The following is a 23,874-nucleotide window of genomic DNA, read 5'->3' on the forward strand; positions in this document are numbered from 1 at the left end:
TTAGAACACCGAGGCGTAATCGCCCAGTTCGACCTGTACCGATTTGATGCGTGTGAAGTTGTTCAGCGAGCTGATGCCGTTCTCACGACCCACGCCCGACTGCTTGTAGCCGCCGACCGGCATCTTGGCGTCGGACTCGCCCCAGGCGTTGATCCAGCAGATACCGGCTTCCAGTTGATGGATCACGCGGTGAGCGCGGTTCAGGTCCTTGGTGACGACGCCAGCCGCCAAACCGAACTCGGTGTCGTTGGCACGACGGATCACTTCTTCTTCGGTTTCGTAGGTCAGGATGCTCATCACCGGACCGAAGATTTCTTCGCGAACGATGGTCATCTCGTCGGTGCAATCGGTGAACACGGTCGGAGCCACGAACGCGCCTTTGGCGAATTCGCCGTCGTTCAGACGATCGCCGCCGCACAGGACGCGAGCGCCTTCTTCCTTACCTTTGGCGATGTAACCCAGCACGCTTTCCATGTGGGCGAAGCTGACCAGCGGGCCGAAGTTGGTGTTTTCGTCTTCCGGGTTGCCGACGCGAATGCGGGCAACGCGCTCAACGATCTTGGCTTCGAACGCGGCTTTCAGGTGGCTCGGTACGAACACGCGAGTGCCGTTGGTGCAGACCTGACCGGAGCTATAGAAATTGGCCATCATCGCGGTGTCGGCGGCGCGATCCAGGTCGGCGTCGTCGAAAATGATCAGCGGAGATTTGCCGCCCAGTTCCATGGTCACGTCTTTCAGCGACGAGGCGGAAGCGCTGGCCATGACCTTCTTGCCGGTGTCGGTGCCGCCGGTGAAGGAGATTTTTTCGATGCGTGGGTGTTCGGTCAGCCAGGTGCCGACTTCACGGCCACTGCCGGTCAGAACGTTGAACACGCCAGCCGGAACGCCAGCTTCGGTGTAGATCTCGGCCAGTTTCAGGGTGGTCAGGGAAGTGACTTCGCTTGGCTTGAAGATCATCGCGTTACCGGCCGCCAGGGCAGGTGCGGATTTCCACAAAGCGATCTGGATCGGGTAGTTCCACGCGCCGATACCGGCCACGACACCCAGCGGCTCGCGACGGGTGTAAACGAAAGACGTGGTGCGCAGCGGAATCTGCTCGCCTTCGATGGCTGGCACCAGGCCTGCGTAGTACTCCAGCACGTCAGCACCGGTAACGATGTCGACGTAACGGGTTTCGGAGTACGCCTTGCCGGTGTCCAGGGTTTCCAGGGCGGCCAGCTCATCGTTGCGCTCGCGCAGGATGTCGACGGCACGACGCAGGATGCGCGAACGCTCCATGGCCGTCATCGCAGCCCAGATTTTCTGGCCCTTTTCGGCGCTGACCACAGCGCGCTCAACGTCTTCCTTGGTCGCACGCTGTACGGTTGCGAGGACTTCACCGTTAGCCGGGTTGATGGCTTCGAAAGTGGCGTCGCTGCTGGCGTCACTGTAGCCGCCATCGATGTAGAGTTTTTGCAGTTCGAAACGGGCCATAAAGTCCTCGCAAGAGCATAAGTTGGTTGGCGTTAGCCACTGGGGCGTGCCGTGTAGCGTTGGCGACGCTGATCAGTAGCGGTTCAGGGGCTGAGCGCTTTTATGTGTGCTCTAACTCACCTGCTTGGCCAGTTGGAAATCCATGTATTCGTAAGCGATCTGGTGCGCCTGCCCGGTGTCGAAAGCATCTCCCGACAGCGCGCCGCGCAACCACAAACCGTCAATGAGGGCTGCCAGGCCGCGGGCGGCGCTGCGCGCTTGATCAAGCGGCAACACACGGCGGAACTGGCAGCACAGGTTGGAATACAGACGGTGATCGTTGATCCGCTGCAACCGGTGCAAAGACGGGTGGTGCATGCTGGTGGCCCAGAAGGCCAGCCAGGTTTTCATTGCCGGGCCATTGACCTGGCTGGCGTCGAAGTTGCCTTCGATAATCACCTGAAGGTGAGCCCGTGGGCTGGCGTCCTCCAACGCCTGACGGCGCGCGGTGACGTTCTCGCTGAGGACACTCATCAGATACTGCGCCGTGGCGGCGATCAGGCCGTTCTTGTCCTTAAAATAGTGACTGATGATGCCATTCGAGACACCGGCCAAACGGGCGATCAGCGCAATGCTGGCATCCCCCATGCCGACCTGATCGACGGCCTGCATCGTGGCTTCGATCAATTGCTGGCGGCGGATGGGTTGCATACCGACCTTGGGCATCTTGCACATCTCCTTAGGCCTTCCCGTAGACGAAAAACGGCTACCGGGTTGAGGGCCAGTCTATTTTGTTTTGATTGAACGTTCAATCAACAAAGAATAAGATCTGCGACAAATCGTCGCTGCTTACAGATTTTTCCTACGTGTAAATGGCGATAAACCGACATCCAAAAATGCTCGAAACCTATACGCGCAGGCGTTCCAAGGGTTTCGGGCTTTTTTCGGGGTGTCTTTATATCACCCACTGGTCGGCTGCCAACTAACCGATTGGTCGGGTACCGCGTTGCCTTGTGTTCTTCTCTCGCACTGCCTGGAGCATCTGTGCCATGAGTTCTGCCTCTCTAATAAAGACCCCACCCGAGAAGGTGACGGTCAACGGTTGGGTGTTCTACACCTCTACCGCGCTGATCCTGCTGTTGACCGCCATTCTGATCATCGCCCCGCAAGAGGCCGGCAGAATGCTCGGCATTGCCCAGGCCTGGTTGTCCCGCAGCTTCGGCTGGTACTACATGGTGGTGATCGCCGCTTATCTGGTTTTTGTGGTGGGCCTGGCGTTTTCGTCCTACGGCAAACTCAAACTGGGCAGCAAGGACGACACCCCGGATTTCAGCTACGGCGCCTGGGCGGGGATGCTGTTCTCGTCGGGTATCGGCATCTCGTTGCTGTACTTCGGTGCTTCCGAGCCGCTGGATCATTACTTCAATCCGCCGGAAGGCGTGGCCGGCAGCAACCTTGCGGCCCGTCAGGCGGTGCAACTGACATTCCTGCATTGGGGCCTGCATGGCTGGGCGATCTACGCACTGGTCGGCCTGGCCGTGGCGTACTTTGCTTACCGTCATAACCAGCCGCTGGCGTTGCGGTCGGCGCTGTATCCGCTGGTCGGCGAGCGTTGGGTCAAAGGCGCCGCCGGTCATGCGGTGGACGGCTTCGGCATGTTCGTGACCCTGCTGGGGCTGGTGACGAACCTGGGGATCGGTTCGCTGCAAGTGTCGTCGGGCCTGGAAAACCTGTTCGGCATGGAACACAGCAACACAAACCTGCTGATCGTGATCATCGTGATGAGCACGGTGGCGACCATCGCCGCTGTGTCCGGCGTGGAAAACGGCATTCGCCGCCTGTCCAACCTGAACATTGTGCTGTTCAGTGGCTTGCTGATTTTCGTGCTGTTGTTCGGCCCGACCCTGCACCTGCTCAACGGCTTTGTGCAGAACATCGGTGACTACCTGAACGGCGTGGTGCTGAAGACCTTCGACCTCTATGTGTATGAAGGCGACAGTGAGAAGTCCGACCGCTGGTTGGGCCTGTGGACTCTGTTCTACTGGGCCTGGTGGATTTCCTGGGCGCCATTCGTAGGCATGTTTATCGCGCGTATTTCCCGTGGTCGCACGGTGCGTGAATTGGTGGCCGGCGTGCTGCTGATTCCGCTGGGCTTCACCCTGGCATGGCTGTCGATCTTCGGTAACTCGGCCCTGGACTTGGTGATGAACCATGGGGCGGTGGAGCTCGGGAATACGGCGCTGGAACAGCCGTCGATGGCGATCTACCAGTTGCTTGAGCATTACCCGGCGTCGAAGATCGTGATCGGCGTGTCGATTTTTGTCGGCTTCGTGCTGTTCCTGACCCCGGCGGATTCCGGCGCGGTGATGATGGCCAACCTTTCCTGCAAGGGCGGCAATGTTGACGAAGATGCGCCGCATTGGCTGCGGATTTTCTGGTCGGCGGTGATCACCCTGGTGACCATCGGTCTGCTGTTCGCCGGTAACTTCGAAGCCATGCAAACCATGGTAGTGCTGGCGGGGCTGCCGTTCTCGGTGGTGCTGGTGTTCTTCATGTTTGGCTTGCACAAGGCCATGCGCCAGGACGTGCAAATCGAACAGGAGCAAGCGGAACTGGCAGCGCGTGGTCGTCGTGGTTTCAGCGAACGTCTGACCCAGCTGGATCTGCAACCGAACCAGTCGATCGTTCAGCGTTTCATGGACAAGCAGGTCAGCCCGGCGCTGGAAGATGCGGCTGTGCAATTGCGTACTCAGGGTCTGGATGTGCAGACGCTGTTGGGCAAGTCGAAACGCTGCATGGGCGTGCGGATCGAGATGGAAGAGGGCAATCCGTTTGTCTACGAAGTGAGCCTCGATGGTTATCTGGCGGCGGCGAGTGAAACGGTGTCGCCCGAAAGTGCCGACGAGCCGCGCGCACGCTACTACCGCGCCGAGGTGTACCTGCACAACGGCAGCCAGGACTACGATTTGATGGGCTTCACTCAGGATCAGATCACCCGTGACGTGCTCGATCAGTTTGAAAGCCATCGGCAGCTCCTTGGCCGGGTTTATAGCTGAGTTTCGACAGGGGGTGTGTTTCTGTCTGAAGCACCGTGTCGCATTCATCGCGGGCAAGCCCGCTCCCACAGGATCAGGGTTGTGACACAAATATTGATCACGACATCGATCCCTGTGGGAGCGGGCTTGCCCGCGATGGGGTTATCAGCCTTGACGCTGGATTACCCGATATCCCGATAAACAAAAACGCCGCGATCCTGTCGCGGCGTTTTTGTGTCTGCTGCTTCTTACCCCAGGTTCTTGCCGAGCAGCGCGTGGTACAGCTCGCTGTCGCCGAGAATCCCGACAACCTTGTTGTTGTCGTGCAGCACCAGTTTGTTGCCGGTCTGGTAACGAATCTGCAGCGCATCGCGCATGCCGATGTTGGAGTCCACCAGCGTTGGCCGACGACCCAAACCTTCAACCGCTTGCCCCGGTATCCAGTTCTGCAGGTCCAGGCTCGAGCCGTTCTGGCGTGCGCCTTTGATGGTGTTGCCTTCGGCCAGGTCCAGCCACGAATCGCCGCCCGGATCCAGGCACACCGAACCGTTGATGCGTTTGCAGTTGTCCAGGGTGCGCATCAGGCTGCGACCGCACAATACGTTCAACGGATTGGTGTGGGCGACGAAGGTGCGCACGTAATCATCCGCAGGGTTCAACACGATCTCTTCTGGCTTGCTGTACTGGACGATCCGACCGTCTTTCATGATCGCGATACGGCTGCCGAGCTTCAGGGCTTCATCGAGGTCGTGGCTTACGAACACGATGGTTTTGTTCAGCTTGCTTTGCAGTTCCAGCAGTTCGTCTTGCAGGCCCTGGCGGATCAGCGGGTCGAGGGCCGAGAACGGTTCGTCCATCAGCAGAATGTCGGCATCCATCGCCAGTGCGCGGGCCAGGCCCACACGTTGTTGCATACCGCCGGAAAGCTCATCGGGTTTCTTGTTGCGCCACTGGGTCAGGCCCACCAGTTCGAGTTTTTCATCGACCAGTTTTTTCCGTTCCTTCTCCGGCCGGCCCTGCATTTCCAGACCGAAGCTGATGTTCTCGCGCACCGTCAGCCAAGGCATCAGGGCGAACTTCTGGAACACCATTGCGATGCGCTTGGTGCGCATCATTTTCAGTTCTGCCGGAGTACAGGAAGCGATGTCGATCTGCTTGCCTTCATGCTCGACGAACAATTTGCCACGGCTGACGGTGTTGAGGCCGTTGATGCAGCGCAACAGGCTGGATTTGCCGGAGCCGGACAGGCCCATCAGTACGCAGATTTCACCTTTCTCGATGTCCAGAGTGGCTTTTTCAACGCCGACGATTTGCCCGGTCTTTTTCAGGATCTGATCACGGGTCATGCCCTGGTCGAGGAGTTTGAGTGCCTCGCGCGGGTCTTTGGAGAAGATCACGTCCACGTCTTCGAAGCGAATAATGCTCATGCGTCACCCCCTACTTTAGCGTCGGGTTGTTTGCAGATACGGTCGAGCATGATCGCCAGCAGTACGATCGCCAGGCCTGCTTCGAAGCCCAGTGCGATATCAGCAGTGTTCAGTGCGTTGACCACGGGTTTGCCCAGGCCGTCGGCGCCCACCAGTGCCGCAATCACCACCATCGACAACGACAGCATGATGCACTGGGTGATACCGGCCGCGATGCTTGGCATGGCGTGGGGCAGTTCAATCCGTGAGAGCAGTTGACGGCGCGAGCAGCCGAAGGCTTTGCCGGCGTCCATCAATTCCTGCGGAACATCGCGAATACCCAGGTAGGTCAGGCGGATAGGCGCGGCAATCGCGAACACTACCGTCGAGATCAGACCCGGGACCACACCCAGACCGAAGAGGGTCAGGGTAGGAATGAGGTACACGAAGGTCGGTACGGTCTGCATCAGATCGAGCACCGGCCGCATCACTGTGTAGAACATCGGTTTGTGCGCGGCGACGATGCCCAACGGCACGCCGATCAGCACGCACACCAGGGTGGCGAACAACACCTGGGCGAGGGTTTCCATGGTTTCCTGCCAATACCCCAGATTGAGGATCAGCAGAAAGGAGGCGATGACGAAAACGGTCAGGCCCCATTTGCGTTGGATGAAGTGTGCCAGTAGCGCGATAAGGCCGATCAATGCCAGCGGGTTGAACCAGGTCAGCGCAAAAGTCACACCGTGGATCATCGTTTCCAGTGACACGGCGATTGCGTCGAAGGTGCTGGCGCCGTTTTGCGTCAACCATTCAACGAAGCCCGCGATGTACTGGCCTAAAGGTATTTTCTGATCAATCAGCATGGTAGTGAACGTCCGCATGCAAGGAAATAAACAGCCCGGGCGAGCGAACTCGCCCGGCGTAAGCGATGCTTCCTAAATCAAGGCTGCGCGAGCTTGGCTTTCACGGCTTCCAGGCCAGGTTTACCGTCAATGGTGGTCACGCCAGCGAGCCAGGTATCGAGCACCTGTGGATTCTTTTTCAGCCAGGCCTTGGCGGCCGCGTCAGGCTTCATTTTGTCGTCCAGGACGTTGCCCATCAGCGTGCTTTCCATGTCGAGGGTAAACACCAGGTTTTTCAGCAACTGACCGACGTTGCTGCATTCCTGTGCGTAACCCTTGCGGGTGTTGGTGTAGATGGTCGCCTGGCCGAAGTTCGGGCCGAAGTATTCGTCGCCGCCGGTCAGGTACTTCATCTTGAATCGAGTGTTCATCGGATGCGGTTCCCAGCCCAGGAACACCACGGCGGTGTTGCGGCGCTGAGCGCGATCGACTTGCGAGAGCATGCCTGCCTCGCTGGACTCGACTACCTTGAAGCCGGCTGCTTTCAAGCCGAAGGCGTCCTTGTCGATCATGCTCTGGATCAGGCGGTTGCCGTCGTTACCCGGTTCGATGCCATAGATCTTGCCGTCGAGTTCTTTCTTGAACTTGGCGATGTCGGCGAAATCTTTCAGACCTTTGTTATACAACTCTTCGGGGACGGCGAGTGTGTATTTTGCGTTTTCCAGATTAGCGCGCAGGGTGTCCACGGTGCCGGCATCGCGGTAGGCCTTGATGTCGTTTTCCATGGTCGGCATCCAGTTGCCGAGGAACACGTCCATGTTCTTGCCGTCGGCCAGGGACTTGTAGGTCACCGGCACGGAAATCATCGTGGTCTTGGTCTTGTAGCCCAGGGCGTCGAGAACAACGCTGGTGGTGGCGGTGGTGACGGTAATGTCCGTCCAGCCGACATCGGAGAAGTTTACGGTGCTGCATTGGGCCGGTTCTGCGGCTTGAGCCAGAAACGGCAGACTCAGCATGGCGGCCAACAACAACGACGGGGAACCTTTCATAAGGGGGGACTCCTTGGTGTTTTTTTTGGCAGTGTTCCGACTGGACCACCGCACTTATCTGTTGCGGTTGGATGGCGTTTTGGAGACAGCTCTACCACGGCGCCTTGCAATCGAGTCGATACGATCATGTACCAGTGAAAATCTGACGCCTACAGGGTGCGTCGTATCCAGTACAGGGATGGTCGCATCCAGTGTCGGTAACGTCGTTTACAGCTTTTTTCAGCCCGTTTTGCCTCGCTGATCCGCAAAAAAACGGCGAAAACACAGCGTAAGCGGCCTGCGGCGCTAGCGGGCATGAGTGCGTCGGTGTGAGACGTTGAACGACATGACAAAAGCCTGATGATGCGGCCATCTCGGCGGATTGCAGCTTCAGCGTAGCAGCTCCGTCACTGGGCGCTTTTGCGCCTGGAGCAGGCACATCCAGGAGTTCAGCAGTAATGGCTATCAGCGTTTTCGACCTGTTCAAAATCGGCATTGGCCCTTCCAGTTCACACACCGTCGGGCCTATGCGAGCTGCGGCGCTGTTCGTGCAAGGTTTGCGTGAGCAGGGTCTTTTGGAACAAGTAAGGCGTGTCGAAGTTCAGCTTTATGGTTCGTTATCTGCCACCGGCATCGGCCATGGCAGCGACAACGCGGTGATCATGGGGCTGATGGGCGAGTGGCCGGACGCGATCGATCCGTCGCAAATCGGCATCCGCATCGAGGCCCTGCGTGAAACCAACACGCTATTGCTCGACGGTCGCTTGTCGGTCCCGTTCATCTGGGCCCGGGACATGCGCCTGATCGACGAGAACCTGCCGTTCCATCCCAACGCCATGACCCTGGTTGCCGAAGGCGATCACGGCGAGCTGCATCGCGACACCTACTACTCCATCGGCGGCGGTTTTGTCGTCGATGAGGCACAAGCTTCCAGCGGCGTGGTGGATCTGGATCGCACCGTGCTGCCTTACGACTTCTCCAGTGCCGTCGAGCTGCTCAGTCTCTGCAAGCAGCACAACCTGCGCGTTGCAGAGCTGATGATGGCCAACGAGAAAGTCTGGCGCAGCGAAGAGGAAATTCGCGCCGGCCTGATGAAGCTCTGGCGCGCGATGCAAGATTGCGTGGAGCAAGGCCTTAAACACGAAGGCATCCTGCCCGGTGGCCTGAATGTGCGTCGTCGTGCGGCCAAACTGCACCGCAGCCTGCAAGAACTGAACAAGCCCAACGTGATCGGCTCGACCTTGAGCGCCATGGAGTGGGTGAACCTGTTCGCCCTGGCGGTCAACGAAGAAAACGCTGCCGGCGGGCGCATGGTTACGGCACCGACCAATGGCGCGGCGGGGATCATTCCGGCGGTGCTGCACTACTTCATGAAATTCAGCGAGGCAGTGACCGACGCCAACGTGGTCGACTACTTCCTAAGTGCCGCGGCGGTAGGGATTTTGTGCAAGAAGAACGCCTCGATCTCCGGTGCCGAAGTCGGTTGCCAGGGTGAAGTCGGTTCGGCCTGCGCCATGGCGGCGGCCGGGTTGGCGGAGATTCTCGGTGCCACCCCGGAGCAACTGTGCAACGCGGCAGAAATCGGCCTGGAACATAACTTGGGCCTGACCTGCGACCCAGTGGGTGGCCTGGTGCAAGTGCCGTGCATCGAGCGCAACGCGATTGCCGCGGTAAAAGCGATCAACGCGGCGCAGATGGCGCTGCGGGGCGACGGTCAGCACTTTATCTCGCTGGACCGAGTGATCCGCACCATGCGTGATACCGGTGCCGACATGCACGACAAATATAAAGAGACATCGCGCGGTGGATTGGCTGTCAGTGCAGTTGAGTGCTGAGACCGGGTTGACCCCATCGCGGGCAAGCCCGCTCCCACAAGGATTTGTTGTGTGCCTCCGTTCTCGGTCACACAATGAATCCTGTGGGAGCGGGCTTGCCCGCGATAGCGCCAGACCAGTCAAAACTGCGCGCTAAGTGAACACTCGATTCAAAACGCGCCACCTTTTAGAGCGTCGCAAACAGATAAGCCTGCCTGCCCCGATCAGGGATCCAATTCAAGCCTGACCGTCCGTCACCCGTGCTTGCGGTGACACTCTCTCCTGGAGCGTCGTAGCCCTGTTCCCACAAGTGCTACCGATTTGCTCACACGCAACGGGGCAGAGCGCTGCGACCCTTGATGACACTTATAACCTCCTGTCTCTGCGAGTCATATTTAGACACATCGCGACGTCGTTTTCAGGAGTTATTGAACGCGCATTCAAGTTTAGGCATGGCAATTGCTCTGTCATTACAAAGCCCGTCTCCCACGCGAGAACGATGGCAATAAAAAGAGCCTCCGCCTGAGGCCATCACCCGCTTTGTGTGAGGAGATACCGCGATGACGACGTTCAACTCCGGGGCTCAACCCCAGAACCGTGCGCCTCAATCCATCGGCTTTTTGCTGCTGGACAATTTCACGCTTATTTCTCTGGCCTCTGCAGTAGAACCTCTGCGCATGGCCAACCAATTGTCCGGCCGCGAGCTGTATCGCTGGACCACACTCACCGTCGATGGCGGTCAGGTCTGGGCCAGTGACGGTCTACAGATCACCCCCGACGCCTCCATGCACAAAGCGCCTCCCATGGACACCATCATCGTCTGCGGCGGTATCGGCATTCAGCGCACCGTAACCCGCGAGCACGTGTCGTGGCTGCAAAGCCAGGCGCGTCAGTCCCGTCGTCTCGGCGCGGTCTGCACCGGCAGCTGGGCCCTGGCGTGCGCCGGTCTGCTGGACGGTTTCGATTGCAGCGTGCACTGGGAATGCCTGGCGTCGATGCAGGAAGCTTTCCCGCGGGTGGCCATGAGCACCCGTCTGTTCACCCTCGATCGCAACCGTTTCACCAGCTCCGGCGGCACCGCGCCGCTGGACATGATGCTGCACCTGATCAGCCGCGATCACGGTCGTGAACTGTCAGCCGCGATCTCGGAAATGTTCGTCTACGAGCGCATCCGCAACGAGCAGGATCACCAGCGCGTGCCGCTCAAGCACATGCTCGGCACCAACCAGCCGAAGTTGCAGGAAATCGTGGCGCTGATGGAAGCGAACCTCGAAGAGCCGATCGACCTCGACGAACTGGCGGTGTACGTCGCTGTTTCGCGTCGTCAGCTGGAGCGGTTGTTCCAGAAATACCTGCACTGCTCGCCGTCGCGTTACTACCTGAAACTGCGCCTGATTCGCGCTCGGCAGCTGCTCAAGCAAACGCCGATGTCGATCATCGAAGTGGCGTCGGTATGTGGTTTCGTGTCTACGCCGCACTTCTCCAAGTGCTACCGCGAATACTTCGGCATTCCGCCGCGTGACGAGCGTGTGGGTTCCAACACCACACAACAAGTGGCGATGATGCCGCTGCCGCAAGCACTGGTGCTGTCGCCGTTGTCCGGGCCGCTGTCGGCGTTGAGCCAGGCGCGCAATGAGTCGACGTTTGCTAGCGTAAGGCTCTAAACCGAGGGGCCTTCATCGCGGGCAAGCCCGCTCCCACAGGTTCTGTGTCGATGCATCAATTGTGTATACGACGCAAAATCACTGTGGGAGCGGGCTTGCCCGCGATTGGCTCTATCAGGCGCTACGGCTTTGCTGATACTCCGCCAACGCAGGCAGCAATTGCCTGTCGATCGCCTGGCGCACGGCCGGCAGGATGGTCGCGCTGCTGGTGTACATCTGCTTGACCATAGTCCGCAGCGTCATCGCCCGCTCATCGTTCAAGCCTCGCACCGCACACTCGCAAGCCTGCTCTGCTGTAGAGCCATTCGGCACTTGAAAACCCAACGATTTCAGCTGGCCCAACAGGTCTTCCTGGTCAATCAAATCGGCGTGCATCATGACGCAATCCTTCTTCAGGGAACGGTGTCGTGGCTCGATTCTGGTAGGGGCTGGGGATGGCGGCAAGGACGATTTGTCGCAATGGCCGCAATACCTATGAACAGGTCGCTTTCGGCTAACTTGCGAATGATGGGAGTGGGCACACTGGACTCAGCTGGCTTCACGAAGGTTTGGTCACCCTCGCGCAACAGCTCCTCAACAGTACCCACCTCTGCCCCGATCCTGTCACGGCTTGATCGGGGTTTTTTTTGCGTGTGAATCAGAGGGTTTTGTGTTGCCTGTGCGGACGCCATCGCGGGCAAGCCACGCTCCCACAGGATCGGGGTTACCACAGATTTGGCGAACGACGCCAAATCTGTGGGAGCGTGGCTTGCCCGCGATGAACGATGACGCGGTTTATCTTTGCAATACCAATATCCGCGACAACAACTCATCCCGGTCAACATAACAACCCTGGAAATGCCGGGCGCCGGTAGCGGGGTCGAAAGCGTTGCGGGCGTGGAGGGTGCGGCGGTTGTCGAAGCACCACAGCTCGCCGGGGTTGAGCCGGGTCATCACCCGGAAGCGCGCCTCGCGGGTCATCGCAATGAAGCGTCGGTAAGCGCGATACAGCTTGGGCATTTGCTCGACTGAAGCATCGAACGGCCCACGCAGAAAGTTCGCCATGCGGATTTCCGACACCTGCCCGAATGCATCCAGGTCAATGATCGGCGCCAGACAGCGGTAGTCGCTGTGGCGGTCCTTGTTGCGGAACTCCACGGGTATTTCACACAAGGCTTGAAACGCCTCGGGATCTTCCTGGCGCAAAGCTTCAGCGATGGCAAAACCGTCGACGAAAATGCTCTCACCACCGTCGGCGTCATTGACCAGGCAATGCAGAAATTGCAGCCCCGGTTGCAACTCTCGGGTCGGCAGGTCGCTGTGCAGCGGCAGGTTGAAGGCGGTGTAGGCATTGCTGTCGGCGTCGGCCTTGGATTGCACGTTGAACAGCACGCCGAAATTGCTCTCGCGGATGAAGGAGATCCGCTGTGCGATCAGCTTCAGCGAGCCCGGCTCAGTCGGTACGCCGCGAACCTGGGTCAGGCCGATGTCGCGCACGGCCAAGAGCCATTGCAGCAATGCTTCGTTGTCGTTCATCAACGCCTGATAGTCGAACACTGGAAGCTTCAGCTGGCTGTCCCACAGCTTACTTTTCGGTTTGGCGGCCCGGCGTTCGGCGCGGGACTCGTCGTCATAGGCGTGGGCTCGCAGCCAGCCTGGGTCGAAGCGGCTGAGGTGGCCGTCCTGCCAATCTATACACAGGCAACCTTCGGCATCGATTTGAGCGCTGTCAGGGATCAGATCTTCCGCGACATCGACGATTTCCAGCACTTGCTCGCGGGTCACGGTGTAGACGCACTGCGGGCACGGGCAGTTGTCCCGTAGCCATTGATGATGAAAAGGGCTGACCCGACCGTCCGCCCACTGCACTTGAATGCGGTCCGCCAGGGTGTGCATGGCGGTCAACGCGCTGATCAGCGGGTAGGTGCGGAAATCGGCAAAAGCGGCGGCGGTGTTCATGACGAGCTCCTTATTATTTTTCGGGCGGTAAAGCGATCACTCGGCCGATGAAGGCGGGGGCGGGCAGGTCGGCTTGCTCGGCGACAATGGCTTGTAGTTTGCTCAAGGTTTCTTCGCTGAACGGTGCGGATCGCGGCCCGGCCAGGTCGACGTGCAGCAGCATTTGTTCATTGCCCGCCAGCTCCTTGTCACCGCCCACCAGATGCAGGCTGTGGTAGAGGTGCAGGCGCTTGCGGTCATGGCCGATGATCTGGGTGTGCACTTCGACATCGGCATCGAGCTTCACTTCGTGCAGGTAGTTGAGGTGCAGTTCGAGGGTGAACAGCGAGTTGCCGCTGGCTTCGCGGTTGTTGCTGTCCATGCCCAGTTGATCCATCAGCGCGTCGGTGGCGTAGCTGAAAATCAGCAAATAGAAGGCATCGCGCAGGTGGCCGTTGTAGTCGACCCAGTCGGGGATGATTTTGGTTTGGTAGGTGGTGAGGGTGGGCATGGTGAGTGATCCAACGTTGGTGGTGTCTGGGCTGTCGCTATCGCGGGCAAGCCCGCTCCCACAGTGATTTGAGGTGTAAATACAATTTATGCCACCCAGTAGATCCCTGTGGGAGCGGGCTTGCCCGCGATGAGGCCAGACCTGCTGGCCTCTGACTTGGTTTATTCGCTAAACGCCATGCCATGTTTGGCCTTGGTGGTCTTCACCGCTTCCAGTACCGCCAGCAAGCAATCATCACGATAGCGCTCCAGCGCCGAAATGCTGTGCGTGCCCAACTGTTCGCTGGTGCCATCCACCACGTCATCGATCAATTTGTCGGTCAGCTCCGGTGCCGGCAGATACGTCCAGGGCAATTGCAACGCCGGCCCGAATTGCGCCATGAAGTGCCGCATGCCTGCGTCGCCACCCGCCAGGGTGTACGTCAGGAAAGTACCCATAAACGACCAGCGCAGGCCCGCGCCAAAACGAATTGCATCATCAATTTCGCCGGTGGTCGCCACGCCGTCGTTAACCAGATGCAGCGCCTCACGCCACAACGCTTCGAGCAAACGGTCGGCGATAAATCCTGGCACTTCCTTGCGCACATGCAACGGGCGCATCCCTAAGGATTCGTAGACTTTCATTGCCGCTTGCACCGCTTCCGGTGCGGTATTTTTGCCACCGACCACTTCCACCAAGGGCAGCAGGTAAACCGGGTTGAACGGGTGCCCGACCACGCAGCGTTCCGGGTGGGTCGAACTCTCGTAGAACTCGCTCGGCAACAGCCCCGACGTACTGGAACCGATCAAGGCATTGGGCTTGGCCGCCGCGCTGATTTTGCTGTGCAGTTCCAGTTTCAGGTCCAGTCGCTCTGGAGCACTTTCCTGAATGAAGTCCGCATCACGAACGCATTCTTCAATGGTGGCGACAAAGCGCAGACGATCCTGCGACGCGCCGGGTGCCAGGCCTTGTTTCTCCAGTGCGCCCCAGGCATTGGCGACACGTTTGCGCAGCGCCGCTTCGGCACCGGGCGCCGGGTCCCAGGCCACCACGTCGAGGCCGTGGGCGAGGGCGCGAGACACCCAGCCGCTGCCGATGACACCGCTGCCCAGGGCGGCGAAGGTTTTGATATCAGTGATAAAGCTCATGGCGACGTCCTAAAAAGTTCGGTGATCCCTGTGGGAACTGGCTTATGTGGCGAGGGGGCTTGCCCCCGTTCGGCTGCGAAGCAGTCGTAAAACATTGCATGCGGTGTGGCTGACACACCGCGGCTGCAGGTTTTGGGGCCGCTTCGCGACCCAACGGGGGCAAGCCCCCTCGCCACACAAGCCCGCTCCCACAGGTAAGGTGCAGGTTTGGTTAACCGCGCTTGGTCAGGCCCATTTTTGTCCGGCCTTCAGCTGGGGTCAGAACACGGGCGCCGAGGCGGCTGAGGATTTCCGAGGCGCGTTCGACCAGTTGGCCGTTGGTCGCCAAAACACCCTTGTCCAGCCACAGGTTGTCTTCCAGGCCAACCCGCACGTTGCCGCCGAGCAGTACAGCCTGTGCGGCCATAGGCATCTGCATGCGACCGATGCCGAACCCGGCCCAGACCGCGTCGGCCGGCAGGTTGTCGACCATGGCTTTCATGGTGGTGGTGTCGGCCGGCGCGCCCCACGGAATGCCCAGGCACAGCTGAAACAGCGGGTTATCGAGCAGGCCTTCCTTGATCATCTGCTTGGCGAACCACAGGTGACCGGTGTCGAAGATTTCCAGCTCAGGCTTAACGCCCAGTTCTTGAATGCGTTTGGCGCCAGCGCGAAGTTGCGCCGGGGTGGACACGTAAATGGTGTCGCCGTCGCCGAAGTTCAGGGTGCCGCAATCCAGGGTGCAGATTTCCGGCAGCAATTCTTCGACGTGGGCCAGACGGGTCAGCGGGCCGACCAGATCGGTGTTCGGGCCGAACTCCATCGGGTTCTCGCCCGCGCCGATTTCCAGGTCGCCGCCCATGCCGGCAGTGAGGTTGACGATGATGTCGACGTCGGCCTCGCGGATGCGCTCCATCACTTCGCGGTACAGCGCCACATCACGGCTGAATTTGCCGGTTTCGGGGTCGCGAACATGGCAGTGGACCACGGTGGCGCCAGCCTTGGCGGCTTCCACGGCAGCCGCGGCGATCTGTTTCGGGGTGACCGGCACGTGTGGGCTTCTGGCGGTCGTGTCGCCAGCACCGGTGAGTGCGCAGGTGATGATGACGTCGTGGTTCATGAGGCGGTTCCTTACAGGCGTGATTTTAGGTGTGGCTCAGGGCGTGACGATTCCGTTCGCAGCCCACATCGGGCTGCGAATCGGTGATTCATTTCAGGTTTATTTACTGGTCAGTTTCAGGTTTTCAGCAGCCGGTTTGCCGTCGAAGGTGGTCACGCCTTCGAGCCAGCGTTGCTTGTCTTGCGGGTGATCCTTGAGCCATTGCTTGGCCGACTCGAAGGCGTCCTTGTGATCGAGCAGCGGTTGCATCATTCGGCTCTCGTCTTCGGCGGTGTAGGTCAGGTTGCTCAGCAAGCGACCAATGTTCGGGCATTGCTCGGCATATTTCGGCGCGGTGACCGTCCAGACGGTGGCCATGCCTTCGTTCGGGCCGAGGGCGTCTTCACTGCCGGTGAGGTAGGTCATTTGCACGTTGACGTTCATCGGGTGCGGCGCCCAGCCGAAGAACACTACGGCTTCCTTGCGCCGCACGGCGCGATCCACCGCCGCAAGCATGCCGGCTTCGCTGGACTCGACCAGCTGGAACTTGCCCAGGCCAAACTGGTTCTTGGCGATCATCGCCTTGATCTGAGTGTTGGCGCCCGAGCCAGGCTCGATGCCGTAAATCTTGCCGCCCAGTTCTTTTTCGAATTTGGCGATGTCAGCGAAGGTTTTCAGGCCTTTGTCGGCGAGGTAAGTCGGCACGGCGAGGGTGGCGCGAGCATCCTTGAGGCTTGGGGCTTCAAGCACTTCGACCTGCTTGGCATCGACAAACGGCGTGATGGTCTGCGTCATCAGCGGGTTCCAGTAACCGAGGAACAAGTCCAGGCGCTGATCGCGAATGCCGGCGAAGATGATTTGCTGGGAGGCGCTGGTCTGTTTGGTGTTGTAGCCGAGGCCATCAAGCAATACTTGGGTCATGGCGCTGGTGGCGATCACGTCGGTCCAGTTCACTACGCCCATGCGCACGTTCTGGCACGACGCGGGTTCTGCCGCCATGACGCTGGCGCTCAAGAAAGTGGTACCGCTGAGTGCAAGAACACAGCTGCTGATCAGTCGTTTCATGTCGGGTTCCTCGGCAGACGTTATTGTGGGTTCCGGCATCTTCATGCGCCGGTGATGCCCAAGTTACGCAGCTGAGCCCCCGTAAAAACGCACTGCGGCGACCAGCTCTTGCACTGCAGCGACCTGCGCACTTGAATGCCGTCGGCAAGTGGCGTATCAACGTCCACACGCTTCCCGCCCTCTCGCTACCTGCCATCGAGTGCGCTCCATGTCCCAGGATTTCTACTTCTTGTTGATGCCGGGTTTTTCGGCGATCGGTTTTATCTCGGCGATCGAGCCGCTGCGGGTCGCCAATCGCTTTCGCGGCGAGCTGTACCGCTGGCATGTGTTGAGCGCTGATGGCGGGGCGGTGCTGGCCAGTAACGGCATGTCGGTCAACGCCGATGCGGCGCTGGAACCCCTGAAGAAAGGCGCAACCTTGCTAGTGGTCGCCGGTTTCGAGCCGCTGAAATTCACCAGCCCGGCACTGGAGCACTGGTTGCGTCGTTTGGACAACGAAGGCGTGACCCTCGGCGCCATCGATACTGGCAGCTTCGTCCTCGCCGAAGCCGGCCTGCTCGACGGCCACCGCCTGACCCTGCACTGGGAAGCGATCGACGCCTTCAAGGAGTCTTATCCACAGCTCAGCGTCACTCAGGAGCTGTTCGAGATCGACCGTCGGCGTATCACCTCTGCTGGCGGCACGGCTTCCATCGACCTGATGCTCGACCTCATCGGCCAGGCCCACGGCCCGGAACTGGCGATCCAGGTCAGCGAACAATTCGTACTCGGGCGCATCCGTCCGCGCAAAGACCACCAGCGCATGGAAGTCGCCACGCGGTATGGCATCAGCAACAAGAAACTGGTGCAGGTGATCGGGGAGATGGAACAGCACAGCGAACCGCCGCTGAGTACCCTGGAGCTGGCGGAATCGATCAAAGTGACCCGGCGTCAGCTGGAACGCCTGTTTCGCCTGCACCTGAACGACACGCCGAGCAATTTCTATCTGCGGTTAAGGCTGGAGAAGGCGCGGCAGTTGCTGCGTCAGACGAACATGAGTGTGTTGGAAGTGAGCATCGCGTGCGGGTTTGAATCGCCGTCGTATTTCACCCGCAGTTATCGGGCACGGTTTGAGCGGTGCCCGCGTGAAGACCGACGTACGGCTAAAGCGTAATTCTGACGACACCCGAGAAACCTGTGGGAGCGGGCTTGCCCGCGATGAGGCCTGCACATTCAATGTTGATGTTGACTGACACGCCGCCATCGCGGGCAAGCCCGCTCCCACAATGATCTGTGTTGATGAGAGAAAATGTTACTTCTTCATCAAGACCGAGCACGCCGCCTTGTAAGCCTCATGCTGATACTTGTTCAGCGTCTCCGGCAGTGCGAAATCGAACTTCTTGTTCTGCGCATTGATGGTCTGCGGCGACAGCAGCGTCACCTCGCAATTTTCCAGCAGCTGGAAAATCCCCTCAATCTTGAACGTAGTCGGCCCACCGGCGAATTCGCCTTTCTTGCTGCGCTTCTTGATCGCGATCCGGTCGATTGAATTCTCGCGAACAAACGACGCCACCTGAGCGGCAAAGACTTTAACGTTAGCGGCTTCGTCGTCCTCGTCGAGGGCGATTTTCTTGGTGGCGAGGGCGACGTGACTGAGCGCCTGACCGTCGAGGGAGGCCACGGCGATGATCGCTTCACTGCCTTTGATTTCGATGCCGCAGATTTTCATTTCAATCCCTTTTCCTGATGCTGGCGTTCAGCTTACAACTCTAGTTGGTTGGCGGTGATGCCAAAAGCTGCGGCAATTTTTTCACGGGTTGCCTTGCGGGGCTTGGCGACCGTTTCCTGCTGGGCGAAAGCCGGTTGGGAAATGCCCATGCGCTTGGCAACTTCATCCTGCGTAAGGTTCAGGTGTTCGCGCCAGGCGCGAATGGGCGTCGCGCCATCGACGATGCGACTGACCACTTCGTGGGGGATCAGATCGGGCTCGATCTTCTGCGCCACATACTGCGCGTACGGAATGACCACGAACGCCGGTTTTCCCTCCGCGTCGTTGATGATTTGAATCTCAGTAGGTGCGTTCATCGCGTTTTTTGACCTCTTGAATACTGACCACTTTGATCGCGCCATCCCAGTCGAACATGACCCGATAACTACTGACTCGCAGTCGATAGGCGTAGTCATGACCAACCAGTGCTTTGACGTTGCCTACATCAGGCATGCCAGCTAGCGCCGTGATGGCATCACGAACCTGGATCTGATGAACGGAATGCAATTTCAAGAGCTGCTTAACGGCCTTTCGAGTCCAGTGAATGCTGTTCATGGAGAATATAAGTCTTTTATAAGATTTGCTAATCTTTGCTTATATTTTTCAGGTGGCCAACAAACGAAATTTATCGGGATGTTGCTCGAAAAAACTGCTTTAACCCTTACCCCGCGGGACTTGTAGGCTTGCTCGGTGAAGCCTGTGGGAAAGGTCTTGATTGAAGGTAAAAGCTGGGAGGGCTACCAGCTTTCGACGGACGATTCAGGATCACTCCTGCCCAATCGACTCCAAAAACTCCGACCGCTCGTCACTCATGCGCGCCACGCAATCATTTTGCGCAATGGTGAACGCTTTGCTACCACTGGTCGCCGGAAATGCGTCCACTGCGCAATCGGCATCCCGGGTTTTCAGCCATTGCTGTTGCGCGGTTTTGATTTTGGCGGTGATGTCGGTCAGTTGCGCCTTGTTGTTGCCGTAAAGCGTTTGCATGCGCTCGGTCAGGCTCTGATAGTTGTCGCTCAGTAGCTGTTCGGCGGTGGTTCTGCTGTAGGCCGAGCATTCCAGGGTCTGGATTTCGTTTTCGACAGCATCGCAAGGGTTGTCGTCGGCCTCTTCAGCTGCTTGTACGCCAGTCGCAATCAGTGCCAAAGCCAGGAAGATCGATTTCATTGCGTCGCCGCCCCTTAATCCAGTCATGCATTCAGTAAAACATCCAGTGATGCGGCGAATTCTGGCCCAAGCGGGCGGCGTTGGATAGGTAGGCAATGACGCCTGTTGATGACCCTTTGTCGCGGATTGACGCTTTCGGCAATTCCTCTGTCGTTTTTGCACCCGGCTGCCCCGGCCCTCAGGCATATGCTGGCCCCAAAGCGCCGGCACACGATTCGGCGCATGAATCGCTAATAGGGGACAGCCTGATGAGCCCAGCCGAATTGCACGCCGACAGCATCGTTATCGACGGGCTGATTATTGCCAAGTGGAACCGCGAGCTGTTTGAAGACATGCGCAAGGGCGGTCTGACCGCGGCCAACTGCACCGTGTCGGTGTGGGAGGGCTTCCAGGCCACTGTCAACAACATCGCCGCCAGCCAGAAGCTGATCCGCGAGAACAGCGACCTGGTGATTCCGGTGCGCACCACCGCCGATATCCGCAAGGCCAAGGAGCAGGGCAAGACCGGTATCCTCTTTGGCTTCCAGAATGCTCATGCGTTTGAAGACCAGATCGGCTACGTCGAGGTCTTCAAGCAGCTCGGCGTCGGTATCGTGCAGATGTGCTACAACACCCAAAACCTGGTCGGTACCGGTTGCTACGAGCGCGATGGCGGCCTGTCGGGTTTCGGTCGTGAAATCGTCGCCGAGATGAACCGCGTCGGCGTCATGTGCGACCTGTCCCACGTCGGCTCGAAAACGTCCGAAGAAGTCATCCTCGAATCCAAGAAGCCGGTCTGCTACTCCCACTGCCTGCCGTCGGGTCTGAAGATTCACCCGCGCAACAAATCCGACGAAGAGCTGAAGTTCATCGCCGATCACGGCGGTTTCGTTGGTGTGACCATGTTCGCGCCGTTCCTGGCAAAGGGCATCGATTCGACCATCGACGACTACGCCGAAGCCATCGAATACACCATGAACATCGTCGGCGAAGACGCCATCGGTATCGGCACCGACTTCACCCAGGGCCATGGACAGGACTTCTTCGAATACCTGACCCATGACAAGGGCTACGCCCGCCGTCTGACCAGCTTCGGCAAGATCATCAACCCGCTGGGCATCCGCACCGTGGGCGAGTTCCCGAACCTGACCGAGACCCTGCTCAAACGCGGCCATTCCGAGCGGGTGGTGCGCAAGATCATGGGCGAGAACTGGGTGAACGTCTTGAAAGACGTTTGGGGCGAATAAGCCCACTTTGAATAACGATCCCTTGTAGCAGCTGCCGAGGTACGAGGCTGCGTCGGGCTGCGAAGCGGCCCCCGAGGGCGGTCCTACGGACACGCAACGCAGCCTCGTACCTCGGCAGCTGCTACGCAAAACACACAACGAATTTTCTGGAGTTAAGTTTCCATGGCCAAGATCGCCCCGCAATTGCCAATCGAAGTCGACAGCGAAACCGGTATCTGGACTTCCGACGCCCTGCCGATGCTGTACGTACCGCGTCACTTCTTCGTCAACAACCACATGGGCATCGAGGAAGTGCTGGGCGCCGAAGCCTACGCCGAAATCCTCTACAAGGCCGGCTACAAGTCCGCCTGGCACTGGTGTGAAAAAGAAGCTGAATGCCACGGCCTGGAAGGCGTCGCGGTGTTCGAGCACTACATGAAGCGTCTGTCGCAACGCGGCTGGGGCCTGTTCAAGATTCAGGACATCGACCTCGACAAAGGCACCGCCAGCGTCAAGCTCGAACACTCCGCATTTGTCTATGTGTACGGCAAGGTCGGGCGCAAGGTCGACTACATGTTCACTGGCTGGTTTGCCGGTGCCATGGACCAGATCCTGGCCGCTCGCGGCAGCAAGATCCGCACTGTCGCCGAACAAGTCTACGGTGGCTCCGAAGAAGGCCACGACGACGGTTTGTTCACCGTCAAGCCGTTGTAAGTCGAGGACCCCGCCATGGCTTTCGAAGCAATGTTCCAGCCGATCCAGATCGGCAAACTGACCATCCGCAACCGCGTGCTCAGCACCGCGCACGCCGAGGTCTACGCCACCGACGGCGGCATGACCACCGACCGGTACGTCAAGTATTACGAAGAGAAAGCCAAGGGCGGGATCGGCCTGGCGATTTGCGGCGGTTCCTCCAGCGTGGCCATCGACAGCCCGCAAGGCTGGTGGAAGTCGGTCAACCTGGCCGACGACCGGATTATTCCGCACTTCCAGAACCTGGCCGACGCCATGCACAAGCATGGCGCCAAGATCATGATCCAGATTACCCACATGGGCCGTCGTTCCCGCTGGGACGGCGAGCATTGGCCAACCCTGCTGTCGCCGTCGGGCATTCGTGAACCGGTGCACCGCGCGACCTGCAAAACCATCGAGCCGGAAGAAATCTGGCGGGTGATTGGCAACTACGCAAGCGCAGCCGCGCGGGCCAAGGCCGGTGGCCTGGACGGCGTCGAACTGTCCGCTGTGCACCAGCACATGATCGACCAGTTCTGGAGCCCTCGGGTCAACAAGCGTACCGACGAATGGGGTGGCAGCTTTGAAAACCGCATGCGTTTCGGCCTGGAAGTGATCAAGGCTGTGCGCAAGGAAGTCGGTCCTGACTTCTGCGTTGGCATTCGTCTGTGCGGTGATGAATTCCACCCGGATGGCTTGTCCCATGAGGACATGAAGCAGATCGCCAAGTACTACGACGACACCGGCATGATCGACTTCATCGGCGTCGTGGGCTCGGGTTGCGACACCCACAACACCCTGGCCAACGTTATTCCGAACATGAGTTATCCACCGGAGCCATTCCTGCACTTGGCCGCCGGTATCAAGGAAGTGGTGAAGGCTCCGGTTTTGCACGCGCAGAACATCAAGGATCCGAACCAGGCGACCCGTATTCTGGAAGGCGGCTACGTCGACATGGTCGGCATGACCCGCGCCCACATCGCTGACCCGCATTTGATCGCCAAGATCAAGATGGGCCAGGTCGACCAGATCAAACAGTGCGTCGGCGCCAACTACTGCATCGACCGTCAGTACCAGGGCCTGGACGTCTTGTGCATCCAGAACGCCGCGACTTCCCGTGAATACATGGGCGTGCCGCACATCATCGAGAAATCGACCGGTGTGAAGCGCAAAGTCGTGGTGGTCGGTGCCGGTCCTGCCGGGATGGAAGCGGCTCGCGTGTCGGCCGAACGCGGCCACGACGTGACCCTGTTCGAGAAGAAAGAATTCATCGGCGGGCAGATCACTACCGCGTCGAAAGCGCCGCAACGGGACCAGATCGCCGGTATCACTCGTTGGTTCCAGCTGGAACTGGCGCGCTTGAAAGTCGACCTGCGCCTGGGCGTGGCGGCGGATGCGGCGACCATTCTCGATCTGCGTCCGGACGTGGTGGTGCTCGCCGTCGGCGGTCATCCGTTCCTGGAGCAGAACGAACACTGGGGCGCGGCTGAAGGCCTGGTGGTCAGCAGCTGGGACATCCTCGACGGCAAGGTTGCACCGGGCAAGAACGTGCTGGTCTACGACACCATCTGCGAGTTTACCGGGATGTCGACGGCCGACTTCCTCGCCGACAAGGGCAGCCAGGTCGAGATCGTCACCGACGACATCAAGCCGGGTGTGGCCATCGGCGGTACGTCGTTCCCGACTTACTACCGCAGCATGTACCCGAAAGAAGTGATCATGACCGGCGACATGATGCTGGAGAAGGTCTACCGCGAAGGCGACAAGCTGGTGGCGGTGCTGGAAAACGAATACACCGGCGCCAAAGAGGAGCGGGTGGTCGACCAGGTGGTCGTCGAGAACGGCGTGCGTCCGGACGAAGAAATCTACTACGCGCTGAAGGAAGGCTCGCGCAACAAAGGCCAGATGGACATCGAAGCCCTGTTCGCGATCAAGCCTCAGCCTTCGCTGAGCCAGGCGGGCGACGGCTACTTGCTGTTCCGCATCGGCGACTGCGTGGCCCAGCGCAACACTCACGCGGCGATCTATGACGCGTTGCGGTTGTGCAAAGACTTCTAACGGCTTGCACATGACCCTGTGGGAGC

Annotated in this window: 22 protein-coding genes; 7 read left to right on the forward strand and 15 right to left on the reverse strand. The window is 59.2% G+C overall.

Annotated features, from left to right (window positions below):
* Complete coding sequence (gene betB, locus JFU11_RS18910) at positions 1-1,473, reverse strand: betaine-aldehyde dehydrogenase (RefSeq protein WP_123719637.1); 1,473 nt, start codon at positions 1,471-1,473, stop codon at positions 1-3.
* A gap of 111 nt (positions 1,474-1,584) precedes the next feature.
* Positions 1,585-2,178 carry a transcriptional regulator BetI gene (gene betI, locus JFU11_RS18915; protein WP_052966694.1) on the reverse strand — a complete coding sequence of 198 codons (594 nt, stop codon included), beginning with the start codon at positions 2,176-2,178 and terminating at the stop codon, positions 1,585-1,587.
* Between the two features lie 380 nt (positions 2,179-2,558).
* Here betI and JFU11_RS18920 point away from each other — a divergent pair, with 380 nt between their 5' ends.
* Positions 2,559-4,508, forward strand: a complete 1,950-nt coding sequence (locus JFU11_RS18920) for a BCCT family transporter (RefSeq protein WP_342032648.1) — start codon at positions 2,559-2,561, stop codon at positions 4,506-4,508.
* A 227-nt stretch (positions 4,509-4,735) separates the two neighbouring features.
* Here JFU11_RS18920 and choV read toward each other — a convergent pair whose 3' ends face one another.
* The 3 genes from choV to JFU11_RS18935 form a co-directional block, all read right to left on the reverse strand.
* Positions 4,736-5,914: a choline ABC transporter ATP-binding protein gene (gene choV / locus JFU11_RS18925; RefSeq protein WP_123359169.1), complete on the reverse strand. Its 1,179-nt coding sequence runs from the start codon at positions 5,912-5,914 to the stop codon at positions 4,736-4,738.
* A complete protein-coding gene (gene choW, locus JFU11_RS18930) occupies positions 5,911-6,756 on the reverse strand; it encodes a choline ABC transporter permease subunit (RefSeq protein ID WP_030128579.1) in 846 nt (281 codons plus the stop codon). Before choW ends, choV begins: the two co-directional genes overlap by 4 nt.
* Positions 6,757-6,833: 77 nt before the next feature.
* Positions 6,834-7,784, reverse strand: coding sequence for a choline ABC transporter substrate-binding protein (locus JFU11_RS18935; protein ID WP_123719635.1), 951 nt, complete (start codon positions 7,782-7,784; stop codon positions 6,834-6,836).
* Between the two features lie 437 nt (positions 7,785-8,221).
* Here JFU11_RS18935 and JFU11_RS18940 point away from each other — a divergent pair, with 437 nt between their 5' ends.
* Positions 8,222-9,598, forward strand: coding sequence for an L-serine ammonia-lyase (locus tag JFU11_RS18940; protein WP_052966691.1), 1,377 nt, complete (start codon positions 8,222-8,224; stop codon positions 9,596-9,598).
* A gap of 539 nt (positions 9,599-10,137) precedes the next feature.
* Positions 10,138-11,241 carry a GlxA family transcriptional regulator gene (locus JFU11_RS18945; RefSeq protein WP_123359166.1) on the forward strand — a complete coding sequence of 368 codons (1,104 nt, stop codon included), beginning with the start codon at positions 10,138-10,140 and terminating at the stop codon, positions 11,239-11,241.
* A gap of 114 nt (positions 11,242-11,355) precedes the next feature.
* Here JFU11_RS18945 and JFU11_RS18950 read toward each other — a convergent pair whose 3' ends face one another.
* The 6 genes from JFU11_RS18950 to JFU11_RS18975 all read right to left on the reverse strand — a co-directional run bounded on the left by JFU11_RS18950 (position 11,356) and on the right by JFU11_RS18975 (position 16,939).
* Positions 11,356-11,619 (reverse strand): hypothetical protein, encoded by a 264-nt coding sequence (locus JFU11_RS18950; protein ID WP_123359165.1) that lies wholly within the window; start codon positions 11,617-11,619, stop codon positions 11,356-11,358.
* Between the two features lie 396 nt (positions 11,620-12,015).
* Positions 12,016-13,179: a gamma-butyrobetaine dioxygenase gene (locus JFU11_RS18955; RefSeq protein ID WP_201061782.1), complete on the reverse strand. Its 1,164-nt coding sequence runs from the start codon at positions 13,177-13,179 to the stop codon at positions 12,016-12,018.
* Positions 13,180-13,192: 13 nt separating this feature from the next.
* Positions 13,193-13,669: a thioesterase family protein gene (locus JFU11_RS18960; RefSeq protein WP_201061784.1), complete on the reverse strand. Its 477-nt coding sequence runs from the start codon at positions 13,667-13,669 to the stop codon at positions 13,193-13,195.
* A 161-nt stretch (positions 13,670-13,830) separates the two neighbouring features.
* Positions 13,831-14,796 (reverse strand): L-carnitine dehydrogenase, encoded by a 966-nt coding sequence (locus JFU11_RS18965; protein ID WP_201061786.1) that lies wholly within the window; start codon positions 14,794-14,796, stop codon positions 13,831-13,833.
* A 211-nt stretch (positions 14,797-15,007) separates the two neighbouring features.
* Positions 15,008-15,895, reverse strand: coding sequence for a 3-keto-5-aminohexanoate cleavage protein (locus JFU11_RS18970; protein ID WP_123719630.1), 888 nt, complete (start codon positions 15,893-15,895; stop codon positions 15,008-15,010).
* Between the two features lie 99 nt (positions 15,896-15,994).
* Entirely contained in the window at positions 15,995-16,939 is a 945-nt protein-coding gene (locus JFU11_RS18975) for a choline ABC transporter substrate-binding protein (RefSeq protein ID WP_123719629.1), read from the reverse strand.
* Between the two features lie 208 nt (positions 16,940-17,147).
* On the opposite strand from JFU11_RS18975, the gene JFU11_RS18980 reads away from it, so the two are divergent.
* Positions 17,148-18,092 carry a GlxA family transcriptional regulator gene (locus tag JFU11_RS18980; protein WP_123719628.1) on the forward strand — a complete coding sequence of 315 codons (945 nt, stop codon included), beginning with the start codon at positions 17,148-17,150 and terminating at the stop codon, positions 18,090-18,092.
* A 138-nt stretch (positions 18,093-18,230) separates the two neighbouring features.
* Here JFU11_RS18980 and JFU11_RS18985 read toward each other — a convergent pair whose 3' ends face one another.
* From JFU11_RS18985 to JFU11_RS19000, 4 genes are all read right to left on the reverse strand, one after another.
* Positions 18,231-18,647 (reverse strand): DUF3010 family protein, encoded by a 417-nt coding sequence (locus JFU11_RS18985; protein ID WP_007907538.1) that lies wholly within the window; start codon positions 18,645-18,647, stop codon positions 18,231-18,233.
* A gap of 32 nt (positions 18,648-18,679) precedes the next feature.
* Positions 18,680-19,003 carry a helix-turn-helix transcriptional regulator gene (locus tag JFU11_RS18990; protein ID WP_123719627.1) on the reverse strand — a complete coding sequence of 108 codons (324 nt, stop codon included), beginning with the start codon at positions 19,001-19,003 and terminating at the stop codon, positions 18,680-18,682.
* Positions 18,987-19,241: a type II toxin-antitoxin system RelE/ParE family toxin gene (locus JFU11_RS18995; protein WP_201061788.1), complete on the reverse strand. Its 255-nt coding sequence runs from the start codon at positions 19,239-19,241 to the stop codon at positions 18,987-18,989. Before JFU11_RS18995 ends, JFU11_RS18990 begins: the two co-directional genes overlap by 17 nt.
* A gap of 210 nt (positions 19,242-19,451) precedes the next feature.
* Complete coding sequence (locus JFU11_RS19000; RefSeq protein WP_038981114.1) at positions 19,452-19,853, reverse strand: lysozyme inhibitor LprI family protein; 402 nt, start codon at positions 19,851-19,853, stop codon at positions 19,452-19,454.
* A gap of 248 nt (positions 19,854-20,101) precedes the next feature.
* Between JFU11_RS19000 and JFU11_RS19005 the strand changes: the two genes are divergently transcribed.
* The 3 genes from JFU11_RS19005 to dgcA all read left to right on the forward strand — a co-directional run bounded on the left by JFU11_RS19005 (position 20,102) and on the right by dgcA (position 23,848).
* Positions 20,102-21,079 (forward strand): dipeptidase, encoded by a 978-nt coding sequence (locus tag JFU11_RS19005; protein WP_008033250.1) that lies wholly within the window; start codon positions 20,102-20,104, stop codon positions 21,077-21,079.
* 162 nt (positions 21,080-21,241) lie between these two features.
* Positions 21,242-21,772, forward strand: coding sequence for a DUF5943 domain-containing protein (locus tag JFU11_RS19010; RefSeq protein WP_038981116.1), 531 nt, complete (start codon positions 21,242-21,244; stop codon positions 21,770-21,772).
* Positions 21,773-21,787: 15 nt separating this feature from the next.
* A complete protein-coding gene (dgcA, locus tag JFU11_RS19015) occupies positions 21,788-23,848 on the forward strand; it encodes a dimethylglycine demethylation protein DgcA (protein ID WP_008008115.1) in 2,061 nt (686 codons plus the stop codon).
* The last annotated feature ends 26 nt before the right edge of the window (positions 23,849-23,874 follow it).

The sequence above is a fragment of the Pseudomonas sp. TH37 genome, assembly GCF_016650735.1.
Classification (GTDB): Bacteria; Pseudomonadota; Gammaproteobacteria; order Pseudomonadales; family Pseudomonadaceae; genus Aquipseudomonas; species Aquipseudomonas farris.

What these genes read in the sequence shown, in the direction of transcription:
- betB (WP_123719637.1), bottom strand. Translation starts at nt 1,473, where the DNA reads ATGGCCCGTTTCGAACTGCAAAAACTCTACATCGATGGCGGCTACAGT.
- betI (WP_052966694.1), bottom strand. Translation starts at nt 2,178, where the DNA reads ATGCCCAAGGTCGGTATGCAACCCATCCGCCGCCAGCAATTGATCGAA.
- choV (WP_123359169.1), bottom strand. Translation starts at nt 5,914, where the DNA reads ATGAGCATTATTCGCTTCGAAGACGTGGACGTGATCTTCTCCAAAGAC.
- choW (WP_030128579.1), bottom strand. Translation starts at nt 6,756, where the DNA reads ATGCTGATTGATCAGAAAATACCTTTAGGCCAGTACATCGCGGGCTTC.
- JFU11_RS18935 (WP_123719635.1), bottom strand. Translation starts at nt 7,784, where the DNA reads ATGAAAGGTTCCCCGTCGTTGTTGTTGGCCGCCATGCTGAGTCTGCCG.
- JFU11_RS18940 (WP_052966691.1), top strand. Translation starts at nt 8,222, where the DNA reads ATGGCTATCAGCGTTTTCGACCTGTTCAAAATCGGCATTGGCCCTTCC.
- JFU11_RS18945 (WP_123359166.1), top strand. Translation starts at nt 10,138, where the DNA reads ATGACGACGTTCAACTCCGGGGCTCAACCCCAGAACCGTGCGCCTCAA.
- JFU11_RS18950 (WP_123359165.1), bottom strand. Translation starts at nt 11,619, where the DNA reads ATGATGCACGCCGATTTGATTGACCAGGAAGACCTGTTGGGCCAGCTG.
- JFU11_RS18955 (WP_201061782.1), bottom strand. Translation starts at nt 13,179, where the DNA reads ATGAACACCGCCGCCGCTTTTGCCGATTTCCGCACCTACCCGCTGATC.
- JFU11_RS18960 (WP_201061784.1), bottom strand. Translation starts at nt 13,669, where the DNA reads ATGCCCACCCTCACCACCTACCAAACCAAAATCATCCCCGACTGGGTC.
- JFU11_RS18965 (WP_201061786.1), bottom strand. Translation starts at nt 14,796, where the DNA reads ATGAGCTTTATCACTGATATCAAAACCTTCGCCGCCCTGGGCAGCGGT.
- JFU11_RS18970 (WP_123719630.1), bottom strand. Translation starts at nt 15,895, where the DNA reads ATGAACCACGACGTCATCATCACCTGCGCACTCACCGGTGCTGGCGAC.
- JFU11_RS18975 (WP_123719629.1), bottom strand. Translation starts at nt 16,939, where the DNA reads ATGAAACGACTGATCAGCAGCTGTGTTCTTGCACTCAGCGGTACCACT.
- JFU11_RS18980 (WP_123719628.1), top strand. Translation starts at nt 17,148, where the DNA reads ATGTCCCAGGATTTCTACTTCTTGTTGATGCCGGGTTTTTCGGCGATC.
- JFU11_RS18985 (WP_007907538.1), bottom strand. Translation starts at nt 18,647, where the DNA reads ATGAAAATCTGCGGCATCGAAATCAAAGGCAGTGAAGCGATCATCGCC.
- JFU11_RS18990 (WP_123719627.1), bottom strand. Translation starts at nt 19,003, where the DNA reads ATGAACGCACCTACTGAGATTCAAATCATCAACGACGCGGAGGGAAAA.
- JFU11_RS18995 (WP_201061788.1), bottom strand. Translation starts at nt 19,241, where the DNA reads ATGAACAGCATTCACTGGACTCGAAAGGCCGTTAAGCAGCTCTTGAAA.
- JFU11_RS19000 (WP_038981114.1), bottom strand. Translation starts at nt 19,853, where the DNA reads ATGAAATCGATCTTCCTGGCTTTGGCACTGATTGCGACTGGCGTACAA.
- JFU11_RS19005 (WP_008033250.1), top strand. Translation starts at nt 20,102, where the DNA reads ATGAGCCCAGCCGAATTGCACGCCGACAGCATCGTTATCGACGGGCTG.
- JFU11_RS19010 (WP_038981116.1), top strand. Translation starts at nt 21,242, where the DNA reads ATGGCCAAGATCGCCCCGCAATTGCCAATCGAAGTCGACAGCGAAACC.
- dgcA (WP_008008115.1), top strand. Translation starts at nt 21,788, where the DNA reads ATGGCTTTCGAAGCAATGTTCCAGCCGATCCAGATCGGCAAACTGACC.